Annotated in this window: 24 protein-coding genes; 8 read left to right on the top strand and 16 right to left on the bottom strand. The window is 63.9% G+C overall.

Annotated features, from left to right (window positions below; translation table 11 throughout):
* Nucleotides 1-308: 308 nt before the first annotated feature.
* Genes sdhC through AUR04nite_RS04700 form a run of 5 tightly spaced genes read left to right on the top strand, consistent with a single transcriptional unit; the run spans nt 309 to nt 4,500 of the window.
* On the top strand, nt 309-722 hold the full coding sequence (gene sdhC, locus AUR04nite_RS04680) for a succinate dehydrogenase, cytochrome b556 subunit (RefSeq protein ID WP_170184090.1): 414 nt from the start codon (nt 309-311) through the stop codon (nt 720-722).
* Nucleotides 723-725: 3 nt separating this feature from the next.
* Entirely contained in the window at nt 726-1,169 is a 444-nt protein-coding gene (locus tag AUR04nite_RS04685) for a succinate dehydrogenase hydrophobic membrane anchor subunit (RefSeq protein ID WP_141362463.1), read from the top strand.
* A 41-nt stretch (nt 1,170-1,210) separates the two neighbouring features.
* Complete coding sequence (sdhA, locus tag AUR04nite_RS04690) at nt 1,211-2,998, top strand: succinate dehydrogenase flavoprotein subunit (protein ID WP_141362465.1); 1,788 nt, start codon at nt 1,211-1,213, stop codon at nt 2,996-2,998.
* A complete protein-coding gene (locus tag AUR04nite_RS04695) occupies nt 2,998-3,780 on the top strand; it encodes a succinate dehydrogenase iron-sulfur subunit (protein WP_141362467.1) in 783 nt (260 codons plus the stop codon). The genes sdhA and AUR04nite_RS04695 overlap by 1 nt, the downstream gene beginning before the upstream one ends.
* 45 nt (nt 3,781-3,825) lie before the next feature.
* On the top strand, nt 3,826-4,500 hold the full coding sequence (locus AUR04nite_RS04700) for a mycothiol transferase (protein WP_141362469.1): 675 nt from the start codon (nt 3,826-3,828) through the stop codon (nt 4,498-4,500).
* Between the two features lie 87 nt (nt 4,501-4,587).
* On the opposite strand, the gene AUR04nite_RS04705 is transcribed toward AUR04nite_RS04700, so the two are convergent.
* From AUR04nite_RS04705 to AUR04nite_RS04750, 10 genes are all read right to left on the bottom strand, one after another.
* Nucleotides 4,588-5,721, bottom strand: coding sequence for an alanine--glyoxylate aminotransferase family protein (locus AUR04nite_RS04705; protein ID WP_141362471.1), 1,134 nt, complete (start codon nt 5,719-5,721; stop codon nt 4,588-4,590).
* Nucleotides 5,722-5,887: 166 nt separating this feature from the next.
* A complete protein-coding gene (gene dctA / locus AUR04nite_RS04710) occupies nt 5,888-7,303 on the bottom strand; it encodes a C4-dicarboxylate transporter DctA (RefSeq protein ID WP_141362473.1) in 1,416 nt (471 codons plus the stop codon).
* Nucleotides 7,304-7,402: 99 nt separating this feature from the next.
* Nucleotides 7,403-8,500 (bottom strand): tartrate dehydrogenase, encoded by a 1,098-nt coding sequence (locus tag AUR04nite_RS04715; protein WP_141362475.1) that lies wholly within the window; start codon nt 8,498-8,500, stop codon nt 7,403-7,405.
* Between the two features lie 114 nt (nt 8,501-8,614).
* Complete coding sequence (locus tag AUR04nite_RS04720) at nt 8,615-9,508, bottom strand: LysR family transcriptional regulator (protein ID WP_141362477.1); 894 nt, start codon at nt 9,506-9,508, stop codon at nt 8,615-8,617.
* Nucleotides 9,508-10,023 (bottom strand): 2'-5' RNA ligase family protein, encoded by a 516-nt coding sequence (locus AUR04nite_RS04725; RefSeq protein WP_141362479.1) that lies wholly within the window; start codon nt 10,021-10,023, stop codon nt 9,508-9,510. Before AUR04nite_RS04725 ends, AUR04nite_RS04720 begins: the two co-directional genes overlap by 1 nt.
* 2 nt (nt 10,024-10,025) lie before the next feature.
* Entirely contained in the window at nt 10,026-11,033 is a 1,008-nt protein-coding gene (gene trpS, locus AUR04nite_RS04730; RefSeq protein ID WP_141362481.1) for a tryptophan--tRNA ligase, read from the bottom strand.
* Between the two features lie 9 nt (nt 11,034-11,042).
* Nucleotides 11,043-11,882 (bottom strand): exodeoxyribonuclease III, encoded by an 840-nt coding sequence (locus tag AUR04nite_RS04735; RefSeq protein WP_141362483.1) that lies wholly within the window; start codon nt 11,880-11,882, stop codon nt 11,043-11,045.
* Between the two features lie 141 nt (nt 11,883-12,023).
* Complete coding sequence (locus tag AUR04nite_RS04740; protein ID WP_141362485.1) at nt 12,024-12,482, bottom strand: NUDIX hydrolase; 459 nt, start codon at nt 12,480-12,482, stop codon at nt 12,024-12,026.
* Nucleotides 12,483-12,536: 54 nt separating this feature from the next.
* Nucleotides 12,537-13,034 (bottom strand): hypothetical protein, encoded by a 498-nt coding sequence (locus tag AUR04nite_RS04745; RefSeq protein WP_141362487.1) that lies wholly within the window; start codon nt 13,032-13,034, stop codon nt 12,537-12,539.
* 70 nt (nt 13,035-13,104) lie between these two features.
* The gene (locus AUR04nite_RS04750) at nt 13,105-13,857 is read right to left on the bottom strand and encodes a GAP family protein (protein WP_141362489.1); all 753 of its coding nucleotides are present in this window, start codon (nt 13,855-13,857) and stop codon (nt 13,105-13,107) included.
* A gap of 108 nt (nt 13,858-13,965) precedes the next feature.
* On the opposite strand from AUR04nite_RS04750, the gene AUR04nite_RS04755 reads away from it, so the two are divergent.
* Both AUR04nite_RS04755 and AUR04nite_RS04760 read left to right on the top strand, forming a co-directional pair.
* Nucleotides 13,966-15,105, top strand: coding sequence for a sensor histidine kinase (locus tag AUR04nite_RS04755; protein WP_141362491.1), 1,140 nt, complete (start codon nt 13,966-13,968; stop codon nt 15,103-15,105).
* Nucleotides 15,102-15,725, top strand: coding sequence for a response regulator (locus AUR04nite_RS04760; RefSeq protein ID WP_174787860.1), 624 nt, complete (start codon nt 15,102-15,104; stop codon nt 15,723-15,725). Before AUR04nite_RS04755 ends, AUR04nite_RS04760 begins: the two co-directional genes overlap by 4 nt.
* A 3-nt stretch (nt 15,726-15,728) precedes the next feature.
* Here the strand turns inward: AUR04nite_RS04760 and AUR04nite_RS04765 are convergent, their stop codons facing one another.
* Together AUR04nite_RS04765 and AUR04nite_RS04770 are read right to left on the bottom strand one after the other, a co-directional pair.
* Nucleotides 15,729-16,085 carry a VOC family protein gene (locus AUR04nite_RS04765; RefSeq protein WP_141362495.1) on the bottom strand — a complete coding sequence of 119 codons (357 nt, stop codon included), beginning with the start codon at nt 16,083-16,085 and terminating at the stop codon, nt 15,729-15,731.
* Nucleotides 16,086-16,137: 52 nt separating this feature from the next.
* Nucleotides 16,138-17,055, bottom strand: coding sequence for a LysR family transcriptional regulator (locus tag AUR04nite_RS04770; protein WP_141362497.1), 918 nt, complete (start codon nt 17,053-17,055; stop codon nt 16,138-16,140).
* A gap of 97 nt (nt 17,056-17,152) precedes the next feature.
* Between AUR04nite_RS04770 and AUR04nite_RS04775 the strand changes: the two genes are divergently transcribed.
* The gene (locus AUR04nite_RS04775) at nt 17,153-18,517 is read left to right on the top strand and encodes an MFS transporter (protein WP_141362499.1); all 1,365 of its coding nucleotides are present in this window, start codon (nt 17,153-17,155) and stop codon (nt 18,515-18,517) included.
* Between the two features lie 115 nt (nt 18,518-18,632).
* On the opposite strand, the gene AUR04nite_RS04780 is transcribed toward AUR04nite_RS04775, so the two are convergent.
* The 4 genes from AUR04nite_RS04780 to AUR04nite_RS04795 form a co-directional block, all read right to left on the bottom strand.
* The gene (locus tag AUR04nite_RS04780; protein WP_141362501.1) at nt 18,633-18,884 is read right to left on the bottom strand and encodes an SHOCT domain-containing protein; all 252 of its coding nucleotides are present in this window, start codon (nt 18,882-18,884) and stop codon (nt 18,633-18,635) included.
* A 155-nt stretch (nt 18,885-19,039) separates the two neighbouring features.
* Nucleotides 19,040-19,705: a response regulator gene (locus AUR04nite_RS04785; RefSeq protein ID WP_141362503.1), complete on the bottom strand. Its 666-nt coding sequence runs from the start codon at nt 19,703-19,705 to the stop codon at nt 19,040-19,042.
* The gene (locus AUR04nite_RS04790; RefSeq protein WP_141362505.1) at nt 19,702-20,865 is read right to left on the bottom strand and encodes a sensor histidine kinase; all 1,164 of its coding nucleotides are present in this window, start codon (nt 20,863-20,865) and stop codon (nt 19,702-19,704) included. The genes AUR04nite_RS04785 and AUR04nite_RS04790 overlap by 4 nt, the downstream gene beginning before the upstream one ends.
* 125 nt (nt 20,866-20,990) lie before the next feature.
* Nucleotides 20,991-21,893, bottom strand: a complete 903-nt coding sequence (locus tag AUR04nite_RS04795; RefSeq protein WP_141362507.1) for a LysR substrate-binding domain-containing protein — start codon at nt 21,891-21,893, stop codon at nt 20,991-20,993.
* Nucleotides 21,894-21,924 lie beyond the last annotated feature (31 nt).

A 21,924-nucleotide genomic window follows, 5' to 3' on the forward strand; every position in this document is an offset into this window, starting at 1 on the left:
ACCGCCGGCGGGGATGACACCGTAAAAACGCGAAAAAATATCTTCACTCACGCTTCCAAGGGTAGTTGATACACCCGATTGAGCACTGTTATCACTGCCGGCGGCGGAGTTTCCCGCCACTCAAATACGCAAGCATCTCATACGGTAATTTCCGCAGAATTCCGACCTTTTAGCGCATAGATGGCACGATTCGGTGAACATACTCACATGATATGGACACGAAATAGATCGAAGTCCTGAAAGTGGTTTAGACTCACAAAAGGAACGCTCGCACAAGTGCGTCAAATCTCATTGTGTGCAATATACACATGCGCCGTTGCGAGCCTTGGAGGTTTAGTTCAGTGTCGAAGACTTCGTCAGGCACCCTATACCGCGGCCATGAAGGCATGTGGTCCTGGGTGGGACACCGAGTCACCGGTGTCGTTATTTTTCTCTATCTGCTGGTTCACGTGTTGGACACCTCGCTTGTGCGTGTCGATGCCAACGCCTACAACGCAGTAATTAGCACTTACCAGACCTGGTGGATGGCGCTGGGTGAGACCGCTCTGGTCGCCGCCATCCTGTTCCACGCATTCAACGGTCTGCGTCTGATCTTGGTTGACTTCTGGAAGCAGGGCACCAAGTACCAGCGTCAGATGCTCTGGGGCGTTTTGATCCTCTGGGCTGTCGTCTTCGCAGGCTTTGCCATCCGTCACCTGTCGATCGCATTCGGGAGCCACTAAGCCATGAGCGTTACTATTCCTGCTCCACGCAGCCAGCGTATTGATCCTAAGTACAAGCGCGGCCCACGCTCGCGCGGCAGCTTCGAGATGATCGCATGGCTGTTCATGCGTCTATCCGGCGTTGCACTGATCGTGCTGATCTTCGGCCACCTGATCTCCAACCTCATGGTCGGCGGCGGCATCTCCGACATCTCCTTCGGCTTCGTTGCCGGCAAGTGGGCCGATCCGGTCTGGCAGTTCTGGGATCTGGCACTGCTGTGGCTGGCCATGCTGCACGGCACCAACGGCGTGCGCACCATCATCAACGACTACGCAGAGAAGCACGCAACCCGTGCTTGGCTCAAGGGCATCCTGTACGTTGCAACGATCTTCATCGTTGTCCTGGGCTCCCTGGTGATCTTCACCTTCGACCCATGCGTAGCCGGCAGCACCCTGCCACAGTGCTAACCCTTTAGAACCACAGATTTTTAGAAAAGAGAGCATCTAGAATGCAGGTACATAAGTACGACGTAGTCATCGTCGGTGCCGGCGGTGCAGGTATGCGTGCAGCGATCGAATCCGGTCAGCGTGCACGCACCGCAGTGCTAACCAAGCTTTACCCAACCCGCTCGCACACCGGTGCGGCCCAGGGCGGCATGTGCGCCGCACTGGCCAATGTTGAGGAAGACAACTGGGAGTGGCACACCTTTGACACCGTCAAGGGCGGCGACTACATCGTCGACCAGGACGCGGCAGAGGTCATGGCCAAGGAAGCCATCGACGCAGTGCTTGACCTGGAAAAGATGGGTCTGCCGTTCAACCGCACCCCAGAGGGCAAGATCGACCAGCGCCGTTTCGGCGGCCACACCCGCGACCACGGCAAGGCCGCCGTGCGCCGCGCCTGCTACGCAGCAGACCGCACCGGCCACATGATCCTGCAGACCCTCTACCAAAACTGCGTCAAGCACAACGTTGAGTTCTACAACGAGTACTACGTGCTGGACCTGCTGATGGTCGAGGAAGAAGCCTTCCGCGAAGACGGCACCGCCTACCAGCAGAAGCGCGTTGCAGGCGTCGTCTCCTACGACCTGGCCACCGGCGAACTGCACGTCTTCCAGGCAAAGTCAGTCATCTTCGCCTCCGGCGGCGCAGGCAAGGTCTTCAAGACCACCTCCAACGCCCACACCCTGACCGGCGACGGCATGGGCATCGCCTTCCGTTCGGGTCTGCCGCTGGAAGACATGGAATTCTTCCAGTTCCACCCAACGGGCCTTGCAGGCCTGGGCATTCTGCTCACCGAAGGCGCCCGCGGCGAAGGCGCGATCCTGCGCAACTCCGATGGCGAGCGTTTCATGGAGCGCTACGCTCCGACCATTAAGGACCTTGCCCCACGCGACATCGTGGCCCGCGCAATGGCCAACGAGGTGCGCGAAGGCCGCGGCTGCGGTCCTAACAAGGACTACGTGCTGCTGGACCTGACCCACCTGGAGCCAGAGCACATCGAGTCCAAGCTGCCAGACATCACCGAATTCGCCCGCACCTACCTGGGTGTCGAGCCGTTCACCGATCCGGTTCCTGTGTACCCGACCGCGCACTACGCCATGGGCGGCGTGCCGACCAACATCGAGACCGAGGTCCTTCAGGACAACGACACCGTCATCCCTGGCCTCTACGCCGCCGGCGAGACCGCCTGCGTATCGGTGCACGGCGCCAACCGCCTGGGCACCAACTCGCTGCTGGACATCAACGTGTTCGGCCGCCGTGCAGGCATCGCCGCCGCCAAGTACGCCCAGGACGCCGACTTCGTCGAGCTGCCTGAGAACCCAGATGCACTGGTCACCGCCCAGCTGGAGGGCCTGCTGTCCTCCACCGGCACCGAGAACGTCGCCGCGCTGCGCAAGACCCTGCAGGACACCATGGATGCCAAGGTGCAGGTATTCCGCGACGAGAAGTCGCTGACCGAAGCACTTGAGGTCATCGAGGACCTGCGCAAGCGCTACAAGAACGTGTCCATCCAGGACAAGGGCAAGCGCTTCAACCTAGACCTGCTCGAAGCTGTGGAGTTGGGCTTCCTGCTGGACCTTGCAGAGGTCATGACCACCGCTGCCTTGCACCGCAAGGAATCCCGTGGCGGCCACTACCGCGAAGACTACCCGAACCGCGATGATGAGAACTTCATGATCCACTCGATGGCCTACCGCGACCACAACGCCACCACCGAAGGCATTTCTGGCATCCGTCTGGAGACCAAGCCAGTTGTCGTCACCCGTTACCAGCCAATGGAGCGTAAGTACTAATGAGCACCGAACTGCCAGAACCACCATCAAAGATTGAGTTGAAGGCCGGTGTCGGTGGCGGCGGAGAGATCCCAACCTTCAACATCACCCTGCGTGTTCGCCGCTACCTGCCAGAGACCACTGCCGAAGCCTACTGGGAAGATTTCAAGCTGACCATGTACGGCACCGACCGTGTGCTGGACGCCCTGCACAAGGTCAAGTGGGACCACGACGGCTCGCTGTCCTTCCGCCGCTCCTGCGCCCACGGCGTCTGCGGTTCCGATGCCATGCGCATCAACGGCCGCAACCGCCTGGCCTGCAAGACCCTGCTCAAGGACCTGGACACCTCCAAGCCAATCACCGTTGAAGCCATCAAGGGTCTGCCGCTGGAGAAGGACCTCATCGTGGACATGGAACCTTTCTTCCAGTCCTACCGCGAGATCATGCCGTTCCTGATCACCAAGGGCCACGAGCCGACCAAGGAACGCATCCAGTCCGCTGAAGAGCGCGCAGTCTTCGATGACACCACCAAGTGCATCCTCTGCGCCGCCTGCACCAGCTCCTGCCCAGTGTTCTGGACCGATGGCCAGTACTTCGGCCCAGCCGCGATCGTGAACGCACACCGCTTCATCTTCGACTCACGCGACGAAGCCGGCGACATGCGCCTGGAGATCCTGAACGACAAGGAAGGCGTGTGGCGCTGCCGCACCACCTTCAACTGCTCCGAAGCATGCCCACGCGGCATCCAGGTGACCAAGGCCATCGCCGAGGTCAAGCAGGCAATCCTGTCCCGCACCGTCTAAGTGCGGCGCTCATCGGGCCGCCTCCCTTCACTGGGAGGCGGCCCGATGCCGTTTAACCTCAAGACCTTGCCAGCGCCGGCGCGGTTTCCTAGGCTGGAAGAAATCCACCGCCTCGACCGCTGGGACCCACTCATGACGTTGATGCCGCCGAACATTGATTCAACCCAAGACCTGCCAGCATTGCTCATCCATGAACTGCGCCAGATCCGCGCAGCGCTCAACGGGCTGAGCACCAAACAGGCAGCATCGCGCCCCACCGTCAGCGCGCTGTCCCTTTCATCAATCGCCATGCACTGCGCCCAGGTGGCCCACGGCTGGCTGGTCACCGCCCAGCGCGCCCCCGAATTTGTTCCCATCGCCGACTACCCTGGCATCAGCGCCCAGCTGGGCTTCACCCGTATGCACGAGGGGGCCGAAGACCTGGCCGACGTCCCCGTCGAGGCGGTCCGCAGGCAGCTGGACCGCAGCATCGAATTCATTGAATCCAATGGGCTGACGCTGTTCGAGCTCGACGTCAGGGTTCCGCTGGGCGACAGGCAGTGGCCCGGCGTCGAAGGCTCGGTCTCCGGGCTGTGGGTCTGGCAGCATTTGATCGCCGAGGTGGCCCGCCATGCTGGACACGCGGATATTCTGCGCGAAAGCATCGACCACGCGCTGTCCGAAGACCTCACGGAGCTGGACGCTCCCGCGTCGGACGCCTCGAATCAGCAGCAGTCCTGAACCCGGCGGGAACGCCCGGGAACACGGCAAAGGCGCCCGCTTCCATGAAGGAAACGGGCGCCTTGGACGCTGGCGGCTTGCCGACGGCTACTTGGCGGCAACGCGGTCCAGCGCATCGCGCAGGCGGGCAACGGTGCCGTCGACATCGCCCAGCTTGTCCAGACCGAACAGGCCCAGGCGGAAGGTGGAGAAATCTGCAGGCTCGCCGCAGTGCAGCGGAACACCGGCCGCGATCTGCACGCCGACTTCCTTGAACGCAGCGCCAGTGCGGATGCCCTCGTCGTCCGTGTAGCTGACGACCACCGATGGTGCGGCGAATTCTGCGGCGGCCACGGAGGCGAAGCCGCGCTCGGCCATCAGCGCGCGAGCCTTGGCGCCCAGCTCGATCTGGGCGGCCTTGAGCTTGTCTAGCCCGATCTGGCGGGCCTCTTCCATCAGCTCCGCGTTGTGCGCCAGCGAATCGGTAGGCATGGTGGCGTGGTACGGCGCGCGGCCTGCCACGTACTCGTCGGAGATGAACAGCCACTTCTTCAAATCCAGCGCGAAGCTGCTGGACGCGGTTTCCTGCACCTTGGCGGCGCCGGCCTCGCTGAACATGACATAGCCAGCGCAGGGGGTGCCGCTCCAGCCCTTCTGCGGAGCGGAGATCAGCACGTCGACGCCGGTGTCCTTCATCGACACCCACGATGCGCCGGAGGCGATGCAGTCCAGCACCATCACGCCGCCGACCTCATGCACGGCCTGGGACAGCGCGGAGATGTACTCGTCGGTCAGCTGGATGCCTGCCGCGGTCTCCACATGGGGCGCGAACACCACGGCCGGGCGCTGCTCGCGGATCAGCGCAGCGACCTCTTCGATCGGGGCAGGGGCGAAGGCCGCCTGCGGCGCATCGCTCTCGGCGCGGGCCGCGGCCACCAGGACCTCGGAAGCGTTGCCGGCGGTCTCGAAGATCTGCGACCAGCGGTAGGAGAACAGGCCGTTGCGGACCACGAGGACCTTCTGCTGGTCAGCCAGCTGGCGTGCCACGGCTTCCATGGCGTAGCTGCCGCCGCCGGGGACGATCGCAGCGCTCTGCGCATCGTAGGCTTCGCGAAGGATTTCAAGCAGCTGCTGCATGACGCCCACGAACCGCTGGGACATGTGGTTCAGCGAGCGGTCGGTGAACACCACCGAGTATTCAAGCAGTCCGTCAGGATCAATAGTGTCATGTGGCAAATTCATGCGTTTTCTCCAAAAGCTTGCCCCGCAGCGGGGGAACCGTGGGCACTATCGTGCACCGCTTTCAATTCTGCCAATTTTGGTATTCAAATCCCAGTTGACGAATGGCTATGTCGCCGGGCCCCGCGCAGACAGAAAACGCCGGCTGCTCAGCCGGCGTTTACTGCCGCTATTTGACCGTGCTGAGGTCGTGAGTTTCCGGACTGAAGTCCGCCAGCCGCTTGTCAAAGTCCGGTTCCCTGTCTGGATCCTCGACATCGGCAGGATCGGTCCTCTGGGTTTCTGAGACCGGACTTACTTCCTCTCCCCTAAACACCCTTCGAACCCTGTCCAGATCGAGGGACTTGTCCCACCAGGCAATGAACAGCGTGGCGACCGCGTTGCCGCAGAAATTTACTAGCGCACGACATTCTGACATGAATTTGTCGATGCCGAAGATCAGCATAATTCCTGCCGCCGGAATGGTCCCCAACGTGCTCAGCGTCGCTGTCAACGCAATGAATCCTCCTCCTGCTACCCCGGCGGCGCCCTTGGAAGTTAGCAGCATGACCGCAAGCATGCCCAGCTGCTGGCCAACGCTCAAATTGGTATTCGTCGCCTGGGCGATATACACGGCGGCCAAGGACAGATAAATCGCGGCTCCATCAAGATTGAAGCTGTAGCCGGTGGGGACCACCAGACCGACAGTTTCCTTTTTCACCCCAGCATGTTCCAGCTTTTTCATCAGTCCCGGCAGTGCCGGTTCAGCTGTTGATGTGCCGAGAATCAGCATCAATTCTTCGCGGAAGAACTTGAGCATCGTGAAAATATTCAAGTGCAGGAATGCCATGACGCCGCCGAGGAAGAATACGACAAACACTGCCGAAGTACCGTAGAAGAGCAAGATCAGCCATCCAAGGCTGGAAAGAGTCTCGACCCCATACTTTCCCACTGCATAGGCCATAGCTCCGAAGGCCCCGAGCGGGGCCGCTTTCATGATGAAATTCAAGACTTTGAAGACTACGGCGGTCAAGCGCTGCACGGCGTCCAGCACCGGTTCACCGATCTTTCCCACGGCGTTCAATGCGATTCCGAAGATCACCGCCATAAAGATGATCTGCAGAATATCGCCCTCGACGAATGGCTCGACCATTGATCCCGGGACCACGTGGGTCAAGAACTCCCACCACTTCTGCTCTTCACCGGCGGCAATCAAATCAGATGCTTTTCCGGTGACCTCCATAGTGCTGGCATCGGCATTGACTCCGTCGCCCAACCGGAAGATGTTGATGGCAACTAGTCCCAGGGTCATAGCGCAGATTGTGCCGATCTGGAAATAGCCCAATGCTTTCAATCCGGTAATGCCAACTCGTTTTAGATCAGCAACGCTGGCGATGCCACCGACGATGGTCAGGAAGACGATAGGCCCGATGAGCATTTTCATGGCTTCGACGAATGTGGTGCCGATCGGCTGCATAGATTCGCCGAGATCCGGCGCCGCCCATCCGATACCGATGCCTATCAGAATTGCGATGAGCACCCAGAAGTATAGTTGCCGATACCACTTCTTGTGGGCCTTAGCGCCGTTGTTCAAGGAGTTTCCCATGGTTTCTACCTCGCTGGAAGAAGAAGTCTGACTCCAAAAAACACTGGGAGCTGGACTTTGATAAGTGTGGCCCGGGGCTGGCCCCGGACTTTCCGGTTATTAGGCGACGACCAAGTTAGCGGTCAGCGCTGCAACGATAGCTTCGGTAACCTCACGCGTGGCAGCGTTCCCGCCGATGTCACGGGTGAGCACTCCCTTCGAAGTCGCCGCTTCAATAGCTGCTTCCACGACTCTTGCTTCGTCATGAAGTCCGAAGTGGTCAAGCATCAGTGCAGCGCTGGCAATTGCGCCGATGGGGTTGCTGATGTTCTGGCCCGCGATATCTGGTGCCGAACCGTGGACGGGTTCAAACATGGAGGGGAATCGGCGCTCCGGATTGAGGTTCGCACTGGCTGCCAGTCCCAGGCTTCCGGCCAGCGCTGACCCCAAGTCTGAAAGGATGTCCGCATTCAGGTTCGAGGCGACAACCACCGAGAGCTCTTCCGGGTGCAAAATGAACTTGGCACTCATCGCATCCACCAGCACGCTTTCGGTGGCGACGTCCGGATATTCGGCAGCGACCTTGGAAAAGACTTCATCCCAAAGCACCATGCCGTATTGCTGGGCGTTTGACTTAGTTACCGATGAAACCTTTTTCACCTGCCGGGTAAGTGCAAGTTCAAATGCAAACCGGATAATTCGCTCGCAGCCTTTTTCTGTGAACAGCGAAGACTGGATGGCGACCTCGTTGCCGGGGCCACGGCCCGACAGGTTCCGTCCTCCGAGCCCTGCATACTCTCCTTCACTGTTTTCTCGAACAACAACCCAGTCGAGCTCAGTATCCTCTGCCTTGCGCAGCGGCGAGGCAACTCCAGGGAGAAACTTCACCGGACGGATGTTGGCCCATTGATCGAAGTTCTGCGTGATATTCAAGCGCAGACCCCACAGACTGACATGGTCTGGAACATTCTCCCAACCAACGGCTCCGAAGTAGATGGCATCGAAGTTCTTCAGCTTTTCGAGTCCCTGCGGATCCATCATCACACCGTGCTTGGCATAGTACTCGCTGCCCCAGTCGAACTCGGTCCAGTCAAATGCGAACTTGCCGTTTGAATGCCCTGCCAAAGTGTCCAGGACCGTGCGTCCAGCCTCCACCACTTCCTTGCCGACTCCGTCGGCTGGAATTGCTGCAATCTTGAAAGTCTGGGTTTCTGCCATGACGGCCTCCTCATTGATCGTGTCCCGCATCACATGCGGTGGGTGTAATCAATTAGAGCCAGTTTCAGCTTGCAGCGTCTAAGACTAGAAATGCATCTAGCGCATAGGTGAAACCTATAAGTTCTTGTCAGACGCAAGCTTCTTAGCGGCGTCAAGGAACTTTCTTGCTACTGGAGTCAGTCCTGTGCGACGGCTGATCAACGAAATGTGGAGCTGTACCGCAGGTTCAAGTTCCACCACATGTAGCCCCGCGCTGCGGGCCATCGGAGCCCAGGCCTCGGGGAGAATGGCGTGGCCGACTCCTGCCAGCACCAAAGGGAGTACGGAAGAACGATGGGCCACCTCTACTGCGATTTCGAGTTCGATGCCTTCAGCTATGAGCCGGTCGACGTGGGCACGCATGAGAGAGCCGCGCTGAGAAATAATAATGCGTTCTCCGGCAAGCTGTTCACCGGTGACGTTCGGACAATCGGTCAGCGCGGCGTTCGCGGGGCTGACTACAACTAGCGGCTGGCGTTGCAGTGGAAACACATCCAGCTCCGGCACCACAGCCGGAGCGTCGGTTCCAAGAAGCCCGATCTCGCTGCTGCCGTTCGAGACCAGCGAAATTACGTCTATTGCGGTGAAGGCGGCCGCTGTATTGACCGCTACGTGCGGATGCACCTGTGAAAACCGCGCAATCAGTGTGGTCAGAGGTTCAACCGCAGGCGATGGCATTGATACGAGGTCCAGGGTGCCGCGTTGCAGACCCTTCAGCCCGGCAACGGCATCCTCGGCAGCCTGCAGGTCCCGAAGCACTAGGCGCGCAGGCCCCACCAGTTCCTGTCCCGCCTGGCTGAGGACCGAACGGCGCCCCACCCTGTGAAACAGCGGCACTCCAAGTTCACGTTCAAGCGACTTGATAGTTTGAGATAGCGACGGCTGAGCGATCAGCAGGTGCTGCGCCGCACGGGAAAACCCATCATGGTCGACGACAGCGAGGAAGTACTTCAGCGACCGCGCGTCCATCAGCCCAGGCGCAGTTCTTCGCTCAGGTTCCACTGCCCGCTGGCAGTGTCAAAGAGCTGGATCGACTCCACGGTGAATGACAGGTCCACCGCATGCAGGGCGGCCTGAGCCGCATCCAGCCGGTAGGCCGGAACATTCTGCGCGATGGTCAGGTGCGGGTGGTAGGCGAAGCACGACTCATGGCGCAGCGCATCGCCCAGCAGCGCCCGGTGCAGCTCCCAGCAGGATTCGGCACCGGACTCCAGCGGCAGGTACACCACGTCGCTGGCGGGCCGGAAGGTCAGCGCGGCGCCCAGGCGCACCTGGAAGGGCTCGCCCTGCCGCGCCACCCGGCGCACCTGCGCCGCCGCCTTGTCCCAGGTGTTCAGGTAGGAGCCCGAAACCAGGGTGATATGCGGGGCGATCGGCTCGGTGGCCTGTCCCCCGAACTCCCGGCGCCAGGCACGCAGGGTATCCCTGTGCGGCTGCGGCACAGGGATCACAACGCCCAGGGTGAACCGGGATTCAACGCTCATGGCTAGACACCCAGCGGCGGCAGGAAGCCGACCTTCTCGTACACCTCTGCCACGGTCTTCGACGCCACCTCGCGCGCCTTGGCAGCGCCGGCCAGCAGCAGGCGGTCAAGCTCTGCAGGATCGTCCAGCAGCTCAAGGGTGCGTTCGCGGATCGGGGTCAGGCGTTCGACGACGGCGTCCGCCACGGCCACCTTCAGGTGCCCGTACATCTTGCCGTCGAACTCTTCCACCAGCTGCGGCACGTGGCGTTCGGTCACCGCGGCAAGGATGTCCAACAGGTTGGAGACGCCTGGCTTTTCCTTCTTGTCGTACGCGATCACGGTGCCGGCATCGGTCACCGCGGACTTGATGCGCTTGGCGATCAGCTTCGGCTCGTCCAGCACGTTGATCAGGCCGTTCGGCGACTCGGCGGACTTGGACATCTTGGAGGTAGGGTTCTGCAGGTCGTAGATGCGTGCACCCTCCTTCGGGATGAACGCCTCGGGCACGGTGAAGGTGTCGCCGAAGCGGTGGTTGAAGCGCTTGGCCAGATCGCGGGCCAGCTCCACGTGCTGTCGCTGGTCATCGCCCACCGGCACGCCGTGCGGCTGGTAGAGCAGGATGTCAGCCGCCATCAGGATCGGGTAGGTGAACAGGCCCACGCTGGCGGCATCCGCGCCGCCCTTGGCTGACTTGTCCTTAAACTGGGTCATGCGGCTTGCCTCGCCGAAGCCGGTCAGGCAGTTGAACACCCAAGCCAGCTGGGCGTGCTCAGGCACCTGCGACTGCACGAACAGCGTCGAGCGTTCCAGGTCGATGCCGCCGGCGATGAACTGCGCGGCAGTCTTGCGGGTGCGGGCGCGCAGCTCGGCCGGGTCCTGCTGCACGGTGATCGCGTGCATGTCTGGGATGAAGAAGAACGCGTCGTACTCGTCCTGGTTCTTGACCCAGTTGACCAGCGCGCCGAGGTAGTTGCCCAAGTGGAGTGAATCGCCCGAAGGCTGCATGCCCGAAAGTACGCGGGATTTCATGGTGTTTCCTTAAAACTGGTAGTCGACGACCAGCGGTGCGTGGTCGGAGAAGCGCAGGTCATAGCTCGATGCCCGGTCGACGTGCGACTTGATCGCCTTGTCTGCAAGGCCCGGGGTGGCCATGTGGTAGTCGATGCGCCAGCCGGCGTCGTTGTCGAAGGCCTGCCCGCGGTAGGACCACCAGGTGTAGGGGCCCTGCGCGTCGCCGGCCAGCTGACGGGCCACATCCTTGTAGCCCACCTCACCGAAGAAGCCGTCGAAGTAGGCGATCTCCTCGTCCATCACGCCGGCGCGCTTATTGTGGTTCGGCTTCCAGTTCTTGATGTCCTTCTCGGTGTGCACGACGTTCAAGTCGCCCACCACCAGCACATGGTCCTTTTCCGCCGCCAGCGCCGGCAGGTGCTCGGTCATGCGCTGCAGGAAGCGGTACTTGTCATCCTGCTTCTGGGTGCCCAGTTCGCCCGAGTGCACGTAGCAGGAGACCACGGTGAAGATCTCGCCGTTCACGTCGAAGTCAGCCTCCACCCAGCGGCCGGAATCGGCGAAGTACTCGTCGCCGATGTTCTCGCGCACGGCCACCGGCTCGACGCGGGAAAGCACGGCCACTCCAGCGCGGCCCTTGTCCTTGGCCTCGGCATGCAGGATATGCCAACCATCGCCGATCAGTTCGCGCAGCACCTTGTCCGGTGCGCGCACCTCCTGCAGGCACAGGATGTCGACGTCGCGGGCCTCGACCCACTGCGCCATGTCCTTGCGGTAGGCGGCGCGAATGCCGTTGACATTGACCGAGGCGACGCGCAGGGCGCCGGCGTTCTTGCTCAGAATTTCCACGCTGGTTGGTATCACCATTCCACCTTACAAAATTCGCGCGCTGATTACGCGCTCAAACCCACGCGCCGGGGCAGAAACACGGTACTTTACGTGTTCGCGCCAGCCCCTTGCGTTTTCTTTTGCGCTGTCCTAGTAGTAGGCGTCAAAAACGCCTACTACTTAACTGCCGTGCGCCGCTGGAGCCTCAGAGTCGTCGAGCGCCGTGAAGTCGCCCAGCGAAATGATGCCCGGCAGGCCGCCGCCCAGCCGCTGGAGCACATGCAGCTCATGGGGAACCACCGGCGCGGGCAGATCCTCCACTTCGAACCAGCGGAGGTCCGCCGCCTTGTGTGCTTCCATCAGCCTCGGCTCTCCGTCCCATGAGGTGCATTGGAAGAAGAAGTCGACCCGGTCAGGCGCCCGGTGCAGGACCGCCAGCGGGTCCAGGTCCTCGGGCCGCAGGTGGATGCCCAGTTCCTCGAAGGCTTCGCGGCAAGCCGCCTGGTGCACCGATTCGCCCGGCTCCACATGTCCGGCGGCTCCCGCGCCCCAGTACCCGTCGAGGAATCCGGTCCCTGCACGCTGCTGCAGCATGACGCGGCCGCCGCGCCGGAAGACCACATAGGCAACGGCAATCAAAGGCTGCTCCTTAAAAACCTCAGGGCGGCCGCAGCCGCCCTGAATTGATAAAACCTAGTCGATAATTTCGCCGTCGATCGGCTTGGCCGGGGTGATCATGTCGCGGGCGTTAGCCGCGGTCATCTGGATGGTCTCCAGCGCGCGGTCGATCATGCCCTCGGATTCAGGGGTCGCGGCGGCGCGTTGCTCGGAGATGACCCGTGCCTGCACCTGGACGATCTTGAAGGAGTGGTCAAGCTTCATGTCGCGCTGGCTGGTGGCCTCGTCGACGACCACGGAGCCGGACTCGGCCCGCGGGGTGGCAGCGGCAGCGGCTTCGCGCAGCGAGCTGTTGATCTTGTCAGCCCCGCGCTTCAGGCCGAACATCATGAACGCAGCCAGCAGCAACCAGCCTGCGGAGATGGCGACGACGAACCAGCCGACAATCGCATTGGAGTTGGCGGCGAAGATGACTGCCACCAGAAGAATGATGACCATCACCGACATGGCCAAGGTCGAAGCGTTGAGGGTGACTTTCTTGCCCTGCGTCGCGTTGCTGCCTAGAGGTTCCATAGCGTTAATTCTCGCATCATCCCCGACGGCAAGCCAATCGCAGGGGTGTCCTTTCGCCCACAGCTTGGCTCTAGAAGATCGAATGGATCAGCTCGGAGAGGTCCATGTCCTGCAGGCAGGCGCGGATCAGCAGGTAGCCGGCAATGCCGACGATCCAGCCCAGCGATTCCTGGCTGATCTTCGCCAGCTTGGCCCCGGCGGTTTTCAGCCAGCCCTCGATGCGCGAGCCGAGCACCGCCCGCACCGCGCAGAGCACCAGCGCCGGGGCGATCATCACCAGGCAGTAGCCGGCCAGCGCCAGCGCCTGGATTCCCGGAGACCACTGCGCATTCTGCATGATGCCCATGGCCGCCAGGTACGGCAGCATCGTCGGCAGCTCCAGCAGCCCGGCGATCAGCGCCAGCGCCGCGACGCCGGTGCGCGTATCCAGGGCGGTGCCCACCCGGGAGCCCAGCTTGGGCGAAATGGACTGCTCGGGCGCCGGCTCGGATTCGGTCCGCGGGGCGCCTCCTGCCTTCAGCCGGGCCGCTTCCTTCTGGGCGTCGGTGCGGTAGCTCAGCGCCCACACCAGCATCAGCACGCCGGCAGCCAGGCCGACGGCCCTGGCCCAGGGCTGCTGGAAAACGTCGGAGGCAAGGGTCATCCCGGAGCGCAGCAGCAGCCCGATAACCCAGTAGAACAGCCCGATCAGCCCCAGGTAGACGAGCACGCGCGGGATGGCGCTGCGGTAGTCGCGGCGCAGCAGCAGCCAGATCGGAATGACCAGTGTGCCGATGCTTGTCGCGTCGATCAGCGCCAGCACGAACAGCGATGAAGTTTCCATGCTTCAAGCCTGCGCGCACCTGGCCCGAGGGGGTATCGGGCGGCCGGCCAAGCACCTCCCCCTTAAGGGGGATGCCCTCCGGTACCTGGTTTAAGCGATGCTGGAAGCATGAAGAAGTTTGTGCAGCGTGTGGGCCGCGGCGACCAGGAGCCGGAAGTCGCCGGCATCTACCTGCTGCTGGCGGCCGTCCTGCACATCACCGGGCTGGTCAATCCGCCGCTGTTTGCGGCTCCTGGCTGGCTGTGGCTGCCGGTGCTGCTGGCCGGCCTGGCCGCAATCCTGCTGCGCCGCCGCGCGCTGGTCATCGCCAGCTCGGCGATGGCGGCCGCCGGTGCGCTGCTGCTGGCGCTGGGCAGCATCAGCGGCTACTTCCTGGTCTTCGAGTCGGTGTTCAGCCTGTTCCTGCTCGGGCGGGAAAAAGTGCGGCGGGCGGCGCTGGCCCTGGTGTGCCTGGCCGCTGTGGTGTTCGCCGTCGTTGTCTGGGACGGCTCGCACGACGCTCAGCAGGTGGTGCTCAGCGTGTTCATGAGCGCGTTCATCCTGTTCACCCCGATGCTGTGGGCGGAAAACGTGCGCACCGCCACATCCCTGGCGGCCGCGGAAAGCGCCCGGGCCAGCGCGGTGGCGGCCGCCGCGGCGCAAAGCGAGCAGCGCCTGCAGGCGGAGCACCAGGCCGCCCGGGTCCAAGAGCGCACCGCGCTGGCCAGGGAAATGCACGATGTGCTCTCGGCCAGGCTCTCCTCCATCGCCCTGCTCTCCGGGGCCGCGCTGGCCCGCGGCGATGGCGAGCCGATGCCTGCCATCCGCAGCGAGTCGGTCACCGCGCTGGAGGAGCTGACAGCCATGGTGCGCATGCTGCACGGCGGCACCGCCGCGCTGGCGGCCAAGCTGGGCGACGTCCCGGCACTGGCCGCCGCCTCGCCGGCCCCGGTGGACCTGGACTTCGCCGTGCCGCATCCCGAGGACCTGCCGCCGCAGGTGCACACCGCCGCCCACCGCAGCATCCGCGAACTGCTGGTCAACCACGCCAAGCACGCCCCCGAGCACCGGCTTGAGCTGCGCGTGGCGCAGTCGGCACACCAACTGCAGATCACCGCGTCCAATCGCTGCGGCGCCGCCAGCGGAAGCGGCGCAGGCATCGGGCTGGAGAACATCCGCACCCGAGCCGACGCGCTGGGTGGCAGCTGCCGCGTGGAGTCCGGCGAGCGCTTCACCGTGTCCATCACCCTGCCTACGGAGGCATCATGAAGGTCCTGCTGGTCGACGACCATTCAACCGTGCGGCTGGGCATCCGCATGGTGCTTGAAGCCGCCGAGGACATCGAGGTGGTGGGCGAAGCGGCGGACGGTGCCGCCGCGGTGCGCATGGTGCGCGCGCTGGCCCCGGACGTGGTGCTGATGGACCTGCGCATGCCCGTGATGGACGGGATCGCCGCCACCGCCGCGGTGCAGCCTGCCACGGTGCTGGTGCTGACCACCTTCGACGACGACGAGTACCTCTTTGGCGCGCTGAATGCCGGGGCCGCCGGGTTTCTGCTGAAAACCGCTGAGCCGGATCAGATCATCGCCGCGGTGCGGGCGGCCGGGCGCGGGGAAGCGATCCTCTCCCCGCAGGTGACCGCCCGTGTGGTGCAGCGTGCGCTGGCCGCTCCTGTAGACCTGCCGGATCTTGCGGTGCTCACCGGGCGGGAGCGCGAGGTGCTGGCGGGAATCGGCGACGGGCTGAGCAATCCGCAGCTGGCGGCGCGCCTGGGCATCGGCGAAAGCACCGTCAAAACCCATGTTTCGGCGGTGCTTGCCAAGCTCGGCGTATCCACCCGGCTGCAGGCGGCGAAGATCGCCTACCGGGCTGGCGGAACTACCAACTGACGCTTACCAACTCACTAGGCAGAAGGGGTGCTGCTGCGGGTCCAGGTAGACGCGGAAGGTGGCGGTGCCCTCGCCGGTGGCCGTGGCGCCCAGGGCCAGCACCAGATTCTCGGCCAGATCCAGGTCCTTCACGCGCACGTCGACGTGCATCTGCTGGGGGTGGAAGTGGCCCGGCCATTCAGGGGCCACATAGGGGCTGACCGCCTGGAAGGCGAGCCCCGGGCGGTCCGGCGCGTCGCCGATGCTGACCCAGTCCGGTTCGTCGTCGATCCTGATCATTCCCAGCAGCTGCTCATAGAACCTGGCCAGCGCATCCGGGTCCTCACAGTCGATTACTAGTGCCTGCCATGTGCCAATCATGATGCCTCCCTTGGGCCCCATTATGCGGCAGCGCTCTGCCCTTGGGTAGGGCCTACCAGGAATCTTCCATGGCCGCGCGGCAGTGGTCGATCAGCGCCTGCACCCGGGCGGGAATCTTGACCGAGCGCGGGGTGATGGCAACCACCGAACTGTGGGCGGCGGGGGCGCCCGGCAGCGCCGGAACCTGCAGCTCGCGGAATGCCAGCGGCCTGCCTTCCAACGACATTTCGGCGTTGTTCGGGCGGCGCATCATCAGCCCGTAGCCCAGACCGCGGCCGACCATGGCGGAGACCAGGATCATCTGCGGCACCTCGGCGATGATCCTGGGGTTCAGCCCGCGGGCGGCGAAGAGCTGCCGCACGTAGTTGGTGGAGGGGTCCGACTCGTACATCACCAGCGGCTCGTGCATCAGGTCTTCTAGCTGCAGCGGGCGCTGAAGCTGCGCCAGCGGATGCTCGGGGTGCAGCACCGCCTGCATCGCCGTCTGGTAGATCGGCTGTTTGTCCATGTCCGGCGGCAACCCCAGGTCGTAGACGAAGGCCACGTCCAGTTCGGCGCTGCGCAGCGCCGGGACCAGGGTTTCATTCGTGCCCACCTGCACGGTGAGCTGCACCTGCGGGTGCTCGAAGCCCTGCATGGTCGCTGGAATCAGGTGCGGGGAGAGCGAGGCGAAGCAGCCGAAGCGCACCGGGCCGCGCAGCACTCCCTCGCGCTGCGGGAAGGTGGCTGCAAGCTCCGTCACCTCGGCAATGATTTTGCGGGCCATGGCAGAAAAATGGGCGCCGGAAGCTGTCAGCGTGAAGCCGTGGGCCTTGCGGCGCAGGCACAGCGTCTCCCCCGCCAGCTTCTCTATCGTGCTGATCGCCTGGGACAGGGCGGATTCGGAAATATGCAGTTCGTCGGCGGCGGATCCAAGGGTCCGGTGCTCGGGCAGTTCGGCCATGATTTCAAGGTGCCGCATCGAATACATAAGCCAGCCTTCAGAAGTTCTACAGAAATTTGAAGTTTACCTTACGTATGTGGGTTGCCACACTATAGTGGTCCACCTCTCCAAGGAGCCGCCTCACATGAACGCCAACCAACGGCGCGTCGCGTTCGCCACTGTCATCGGTACCACCGTCGAATGGTACGACTTCTTCATCTACGCCACCGCCGCCGGCCTGGTGTTCAGCCACCTGTTCTTCGAGCCCGCCGGCAAGGACATCGCGCTGCTGATCTCCTTCGCCTCCGTCGGCCTCTCATTCCTCTTCCGCCCGCTGGGCGCCTTCCTTGCAGGGCACTTCGGCGACAAGATCGGCCGGCGCGCCATGCTGGTGCTGACGCTCTCGCTCATGGGCTCGGCCACCACGCTGATCGGCGTGCTGCCCACCTATGACACCGCCGGGCTGTGGGCTCCCATCCTGCTGCTCGTGCTGCGCATCATCCAGGGCATCTCCGCCGGCGGCGAATGGGGCGGGGCGGTGCTCATGGCCGTCGAGCACGCCGAAGAAGGCAAGCGCGGCCGCGCAGGCTCCTACCCGCAGATCGGCGTTCCGCTGGGCATGCTGCTGGCCAGCGGCATGATGGCGCTGATGACAGGCGTCGTCTCCCCCGGCGAGGCGTTCATCGAATGGGGCTGGCGCGTGCCGTTCCTGGTCTCGATCGTGCTGATCGCGATCGGCTACTTTGTGCGCCGGGCAGTTGACGAGTCCCCGGTGTTCGAGGAAATCGCCGAGCACAAGGCGCAGACCAATGTGCCGGTGCTGGTCCTGTTCAAGAAGCACTGGCCGCTGGTGCTCATCGCCGCTCTGGTCTTCGCCGGCAACAACGCCGCCGGCTACATGACCACCGGCGGGTTCTTCCAGGCCTACACCACCGATCCCGAGGGCCCGATCGGGCTGGAGCGCACCGATGTGCTGATCGCGGTGGCCTTCGGCGCCGCCGTGTGGCTGGTGATGACGCTCATCGCCGGCGTCCTGGCTGACCAGATCGGCCGCGTGCGGACCTACCAGATCGGCTTCGTGGTGCTCGCCGCCTCGCTGTTCCCGGTCTTCGCGCTGGTGAACTCCGGTTCGCTGGGACTGCTCTACGCGGCCTTCGGCTTGTTCTCCATCGGGCTGGGCCTGACCTACGGCCCGCAGGCGGCCCTGTACTCCGAGCTCTTCCCCGCCTCGGTGCGCTTCTCCGGCGTCTCCATCTCCTACGCGATCGGCGCGATCCTCGGCGGTGCCTTTGCCCCGACCATTGCCCAAGCGCTGGTGCAGGCCACCGGCGGCACCACCGCGGTGGCCGTCTACCTGCTGGTGGTCGTGGTGCTGGCATTCATCGCGGTCTCGCTGATCCGCGACCGCAGCGGCATCGACCTGTCCTTCCGCAACCAAGCGGAGCAGGAGACCGGCGCCCTGGTCTTTGGCCAGCGCGCCGCCGAACCCCCGGCGCAGAAGGTGAAATAAGCAGCTCTGCGTGGCGCACAGTGAAGGCCTCGTCCCGCCCCAACCGGCGGAACGAGGCCTTCACTGTTTCACAGCGCTGTTTCACGGCCCAGATTCGCAGCCTAAATTCGCAGCGCTATTTCAGCTTGGTGCGCAGGACCTCAAGGCGCTGGCGGTATTCGGTGTCATCGATCTCGCCGCGGGCGTAGCGTTCACGCAGCACCCCCTCGGCGCTGGTCGATGAATGCCGCCACCGGTAGCGGCGGCCGGCGAAAATGAAGAATCCGATCAGCAGGATCCAGAAGAACGGGATAAGCACGAACCATCCGGGGCCGCCCCAGACGTGGCCCGGCATGTAGTCGAGGATCGGAAGTAGTGCGGCAGTCATGGCAGTTGCTCCTTAGCTGGGTGAATCGAACTGATTTCGATTTCTCTTCCACCTTGCTCCTGTGCCCCGGTCTGCCGCATCGGCCGCAGGAAGTCACTTGCGCGCCCCTGCCTACTCCCCGAGGAGTCAACTGTCCAGGGAGTCAGCCGCAGATGCTAGCCGCCAGGGGTGATCAGCCCCGACTCGTAGGCAAGCACCACCAGTGAGGTGCGGTCGCGCACGCCCAGCTTGCCGATGATGCGCGAAACATGGGTCTTGGCCGTCAGCGGGGTGATGAACAGCTCCGCGGCAATCTCCGCGTTGGTTTTTCCGGCGCCAATCTGCACCAGCACCTCGCGTTCGCGGGCTGTCAGTTCCCTGAGCCGGCCCTCTTCGGGCAGCTCGCGCTTGGGCGTGGCGGCGATTTGGGACAGCAGCCTGCGCGTCACCGACGGGGAGAGCAGCGAGTCGCCGCCGGCCACCACCCGCACCGCCTCGATCAGCGCTGCCGGCTCGGTGTCCTTGACCAAAAATCCGCTGGCTCCGGCCCTGATCGAATCCAAGATGTACTCGTCGAGCTCGAAGGTAGTCAGCATGACCACCCTTGCCTGCAGCTGCGGGTCGCCGGTGATCTGCGCCGCCGCCCAGATCCCGTCGCCGTCGGGCATCCTGATGTCCATCAGCACGACGTCCGGCTTGCAGCTGCGCGCCAGCCTCACTGCTTCGGCGCCACTGGCCGCCGTGCCGATCACCCGCATGTCTTCCTCGGCGGACAGCAGCGCGCTGAATCCCGCCCGGATCAGCGACTGGTCGTCCACGATCAAAACGTCGATGGGGTTCATTGCCCCTCCTGTTCTGGGTGCTCGCGTTCTGGATGCTCGCGGCGTGGAATGCTGGCGGTGATCCGGATGCCCGGTCCGGCACCCGCGCGCTGGTTTCCCGGACCCAAGTTTCCCGGACCCAGAAGCAGGCTGCCGCCCAACTGCTGCACCCGTTCGCGCATGCCGCGCAGGCCGTTGCCCTCATCCACCGCGCCGAGGCCGACGCCGTCGTCGGCCACCTGCACCAGCGCCCGGCGCTCATCGATTTGCACGATGACTTCCGCCCGCGTGGCGGCGGCATGCCGCACGATATTCGTCAGCGCTTCCTGCACGATGCGGTAGATCGCCGTCTGCTCGCGCTCGCCCACCCACTGCGGGATCACCGGCGGCGTGTACTGCACCGACAGCTGCTCGGAGGCGACGCGGCCCACCAGTTCCGGCAGCTGCTCCAGGCGCTGGCCCGGCAGCCTCGGCGCATCCTGGCGCAGCACCGAGAGCACCTCGCGCACTTCCGCCAAGGACTGCGCCGAACTGCTCTTGATGGCGCCCAGCGCCGAGGTCAGCTTGTCCACGTCCGGATCCTTGGCGGCAAGGTGCAAGGCCACCGACGCCTGCACGTTGATCATCGACAGCGAATGGGCGACGACGTCGTGGATGTCCCGGGCCAACACCAGGCGCTGCTCGTCTGCCTGGTGCCGGCGGTGTTCTTCCGAGGCACGGCGGCGCTCCGCGGCGCGTTCCCGTCCGACCCGCGCCAGCTCGCCAGCCAGCAGAACGATAACCACCCAGGCCAGCAGCACCGGGCCGCGCTCATGAAACTGGCCATGAAGCTGACCAGCCAGCAGCCAGCTGCCTGCGCCGAATCCCGCCGCCGCACCCCACGCCCACCAGCGGTCGCCGGCGGCCACCGCCAGCACCAGGGCGACGGCAAAGCTGAGCAGGAAGGGGCCGAAAGGCAGGCCCAGGGCGAGGCATCCCAAGGCCGCCGCCGCGGAGCCGGCGGCCATTGGCCCGGCGGCCCGGCGGCGAAGCAGCAGCAGCGCAGGACCGGCAAGAAGCAAGGGCACCGACGCCGGCGGCAGATGCAGGCCCATGCGGGCGGCGGCAAAGTGCGTTCCCACCAGCTGAATCACGGCGAGAACCGCGGGCAGGACCGCCAGCGGGGCGCGTCGGGTGCTCATAGTGCGAGGATACTCCCGCAGCGTTTCTCCGGCATCCGGCCCACGGCGCATCCGCCGTACTCCGCGCGGAGTACGCAAGGACTCCAGCGAAACCTGCAACATAGGTTGCCCCAGGCGCGGTGTCCCTACCGCCGGGTATGCAGTTCCAGCGCCAAGTCGAACATTGCGGACGCGGCCTTGGACGGGCGGACGGACTGCGAACGGACCATGGTGATCCGCACACGCCGGGTCGCCGGATGGATCGACCTCACCGCCAATGCAAGCCCCTCGTAGGAAACATCTGCCGCGGGGCGCTGCACCAGCACCGCATAGCCCAGCCCTCTGGCAACCATCGAGCGGGTTACCTCGAAATCGGCGGTTCGGTAGCGGATCCACGGGTTCACCCCAGCGGCTTCGAACAATGCTTCGGTGTGCTCCCGGCTCGGCGGCACGTCCAGCAGGATCATCGGCTCGCCAGCCAGCTGCGCCAGGGAAACCTTGGCCGATCGGGCCAGAGGGTGCTCCGGCGGCAGCAGAACATTCGGTTCGGTTGTATAGAGGGTGGTGCGCTCGACGCCTTCTGGCAGCCCAAAGTCGTAGACGAAGGCCAGATCAAGGGTTCCGTTGGCGAGCCGCTGGAAGATCTCCTGCTGTGTTCCGGCGAAGAAGTCCACTTCCACCTGGCTGTACCGGGAGCTGTAGGCGGCGAGCAGCTCGGGAAGCACCGTGGGCGCCAGCGACGAGTAGCAGCCGACGCGCACCTTTCCTGCCAACAATGTTCCTGCGGCATGTGCCATTTCCTGGAGATCTTGGGAGGCCTGGAGGATTCCCTGGGCCTCGTCCAGCACGTATCTTCCCGAGGGGGTCAGGCTCACGCCGTGGGCCTTGCGGCGGATGGTCAGCTGGGTGTTCAGAACGCGTTCCAGTTCGTTCAGCGCACCGGTAATCGCGGAGGCCGACAGGTTCAGGGCCGCCGCGGCTGCCGCAATGGAGCCCTGGTTCCCTACGGCGGCAAGGCATTCAAGCTGCCTGAGGGTGAATTGCGGCATCAAACCTCGCTAAAACCATGGATATTCATCG

It is taken from the genome of Glutamicibacter uratoxydans (assembly GCF_006539925.1).
In the GTDB taxonomy this organism is placed as follows: domain Bacteria; phylum Actinomycetota; class Actinomycetes; order Actinomycetales; family Micrococcaceae; genus Glutamicibacter; species Glutamicibacter uratoxydans.

Bases quoted from the DNA above. Each gene is read 5' to 3' on its own strand.
- AUR04nite_RS04765 (WP_141362495.1), bottom strand. From the start codon at position 16,085: ATGATTGGCACATGGCAGGCACTAGTAATCGACTGTGAGGACCCGGAT.
- AUR04nite_RS04785 (WP_141362503.1), bottom strand. From the start codon at position 19,705: ATGAACCCCATCGACGTTTTGATCGTGGACGACCAGTCGCTGATCCGG.
- AUR04nite_RS04685 (WP_141362463.1), top strand. From the start codon at position 726: ATGAGCGTTACTATTCCTGCTCCACGCAGCCAGCGTATTGATCCTAAG.
- AUR04nite_RS04695 (WP_141362467.1), top strand. From the start codon at position 2,998: ATGAGCACCGAACTGCCAGAACCACCATCAAAGATTGAGTTGAAGGCC.
- AUR04nite_RS04720 (WP_141362477.1), bottom strand. From the start codon at position 9,508: ATGGACGCGCGGTCGCTGAAGTACTTCCTCGCTGTCGTCGACCATGAT.
- sdhC (WP_170184090.1), top strand. From the start codon at position 309: ATGCGCCGTTGCGAGCCTTGGAGGTTTAGTTCAGTGTCGAAGACTTCG.
- AUR04nite_RS04745 (WP_141362487.1), bottom strand. From the start codon at position 13,034: ATGGAACCTCTAGGCAGCAACGCGACGCAGGGCAAGAAAGTCACCCTC.
- trpS (WP_141362481.1), bottom strand. From the start codon at position 11,033: ATGAAATCCCGCGTACTTTCGGGCATGCAGCCTTCGGGCGATTCACTC.
- AUR04nite_RS04715 (WP_141362475.1), bottom strand. From the start codon at position 8,500: ATGGCAGAAACCCAGACTTTCAAGATTGCAGCAATTCCAGCCGACGGA.
- AUR04nite_RS04790 (WP_141362505.1), bottom strand. From the start codon at position 20,865: ATGAGCACCCGACGCGCCCCGCTGGCGGTCCTGCCCGCGGTTCTCGCC.
- AUR04nite_RS04705 (WP_141362471.1), bottom strand. From the start codon at position 5,721: ATGAATTTGCCACATGACACTATTGATCCTGACGGACTGCTTGAATAC.
- dctA (WP_141362473.1), bottom strand. From the start codon at position 7,303: ATGGGAAACTCCTTGAACAACGGCGCTAAGGCCCACAAGAAGTGGTAT.
- AUR04nite_RS04760 (WP_174787860.1), top strand. From the start codon at position 15,102: ATGAAGGTCCTGCTGGTCGACGACCATTCAACCGTGCGGCTGGGCATC.
- AUR04nite_RS04735 (WP_141362483.1), bottom strand. From the start codon at position 11,882: ATGGTGATACCAACCAGCGTGGAAATTCTGAGCAAGAACGCCGGCGCC.
- AUR04nite_RS04775 (WP_141362499.1), top strand. From the start codon at position 17,153: ATGAACGCCAACCAACGGCGCGTCGCGTTCGCCACTGTCATCGGTACC.
- sdhA (WP_141362465.1), top strand. From the start codon at position 1,211: ATGCAGGTACATAAGTACGACGTAGTCATCGTCGGTGCCGGCGGTGCA.
- AUR04nite_RS04750 (WP_141362489.1), bottom strand. From the start codon at position 13,857: ATGGAAACTTCATCGCTGTTCGTGCTGGCGCTGATCGACGCGACAAGC.
- AUR04nite_RS04700 (WP_141362469.1), top strand. From the start codon at position 3,826: ATGCCGTTTAACCTCAAGACCTTGCCAGCGCCGGCGCGGTTTCCTAGG.
- AUR04nite_RS04795 (WP_141362507.1), bottom strand. From the start codon at position 21,893: ATGCCGCAATTCACCCTCAGGCAGCTTGAATGCCTTGCCGCCGTAGGG.
- AUR04nite_RS04770 (WP_141362497.1), bottom strand. From the start codon at position 17,055: ATGTATTCGATGCGGCACCTTGAAATCATGGCCGAACTGCCCGAGCAC.
- AUR04nite_RS04780 (WP_141362501.1), bottom strand. From the start codon at position 18,884: ATGACTGCCGCACTACTTCCGATCCTCGACTACATGCCGGGCCACGTC.
- AUR04nite_RS04725 (WP_141362479.1), bottom strand. From the start codon at position 10,023: ATGAGCGTTGAATCCCGGTTCACCCTGGGCGTTGTGATCCCTGTGCCG.
- AUR04nite_RS04755 (WP_141362491.1), top strand. From the start codon at position 13,966: ATGAAGAAGTTTGTGCAGCGTGTGGGCCGCGGCGACCAGGAGCCGGAA.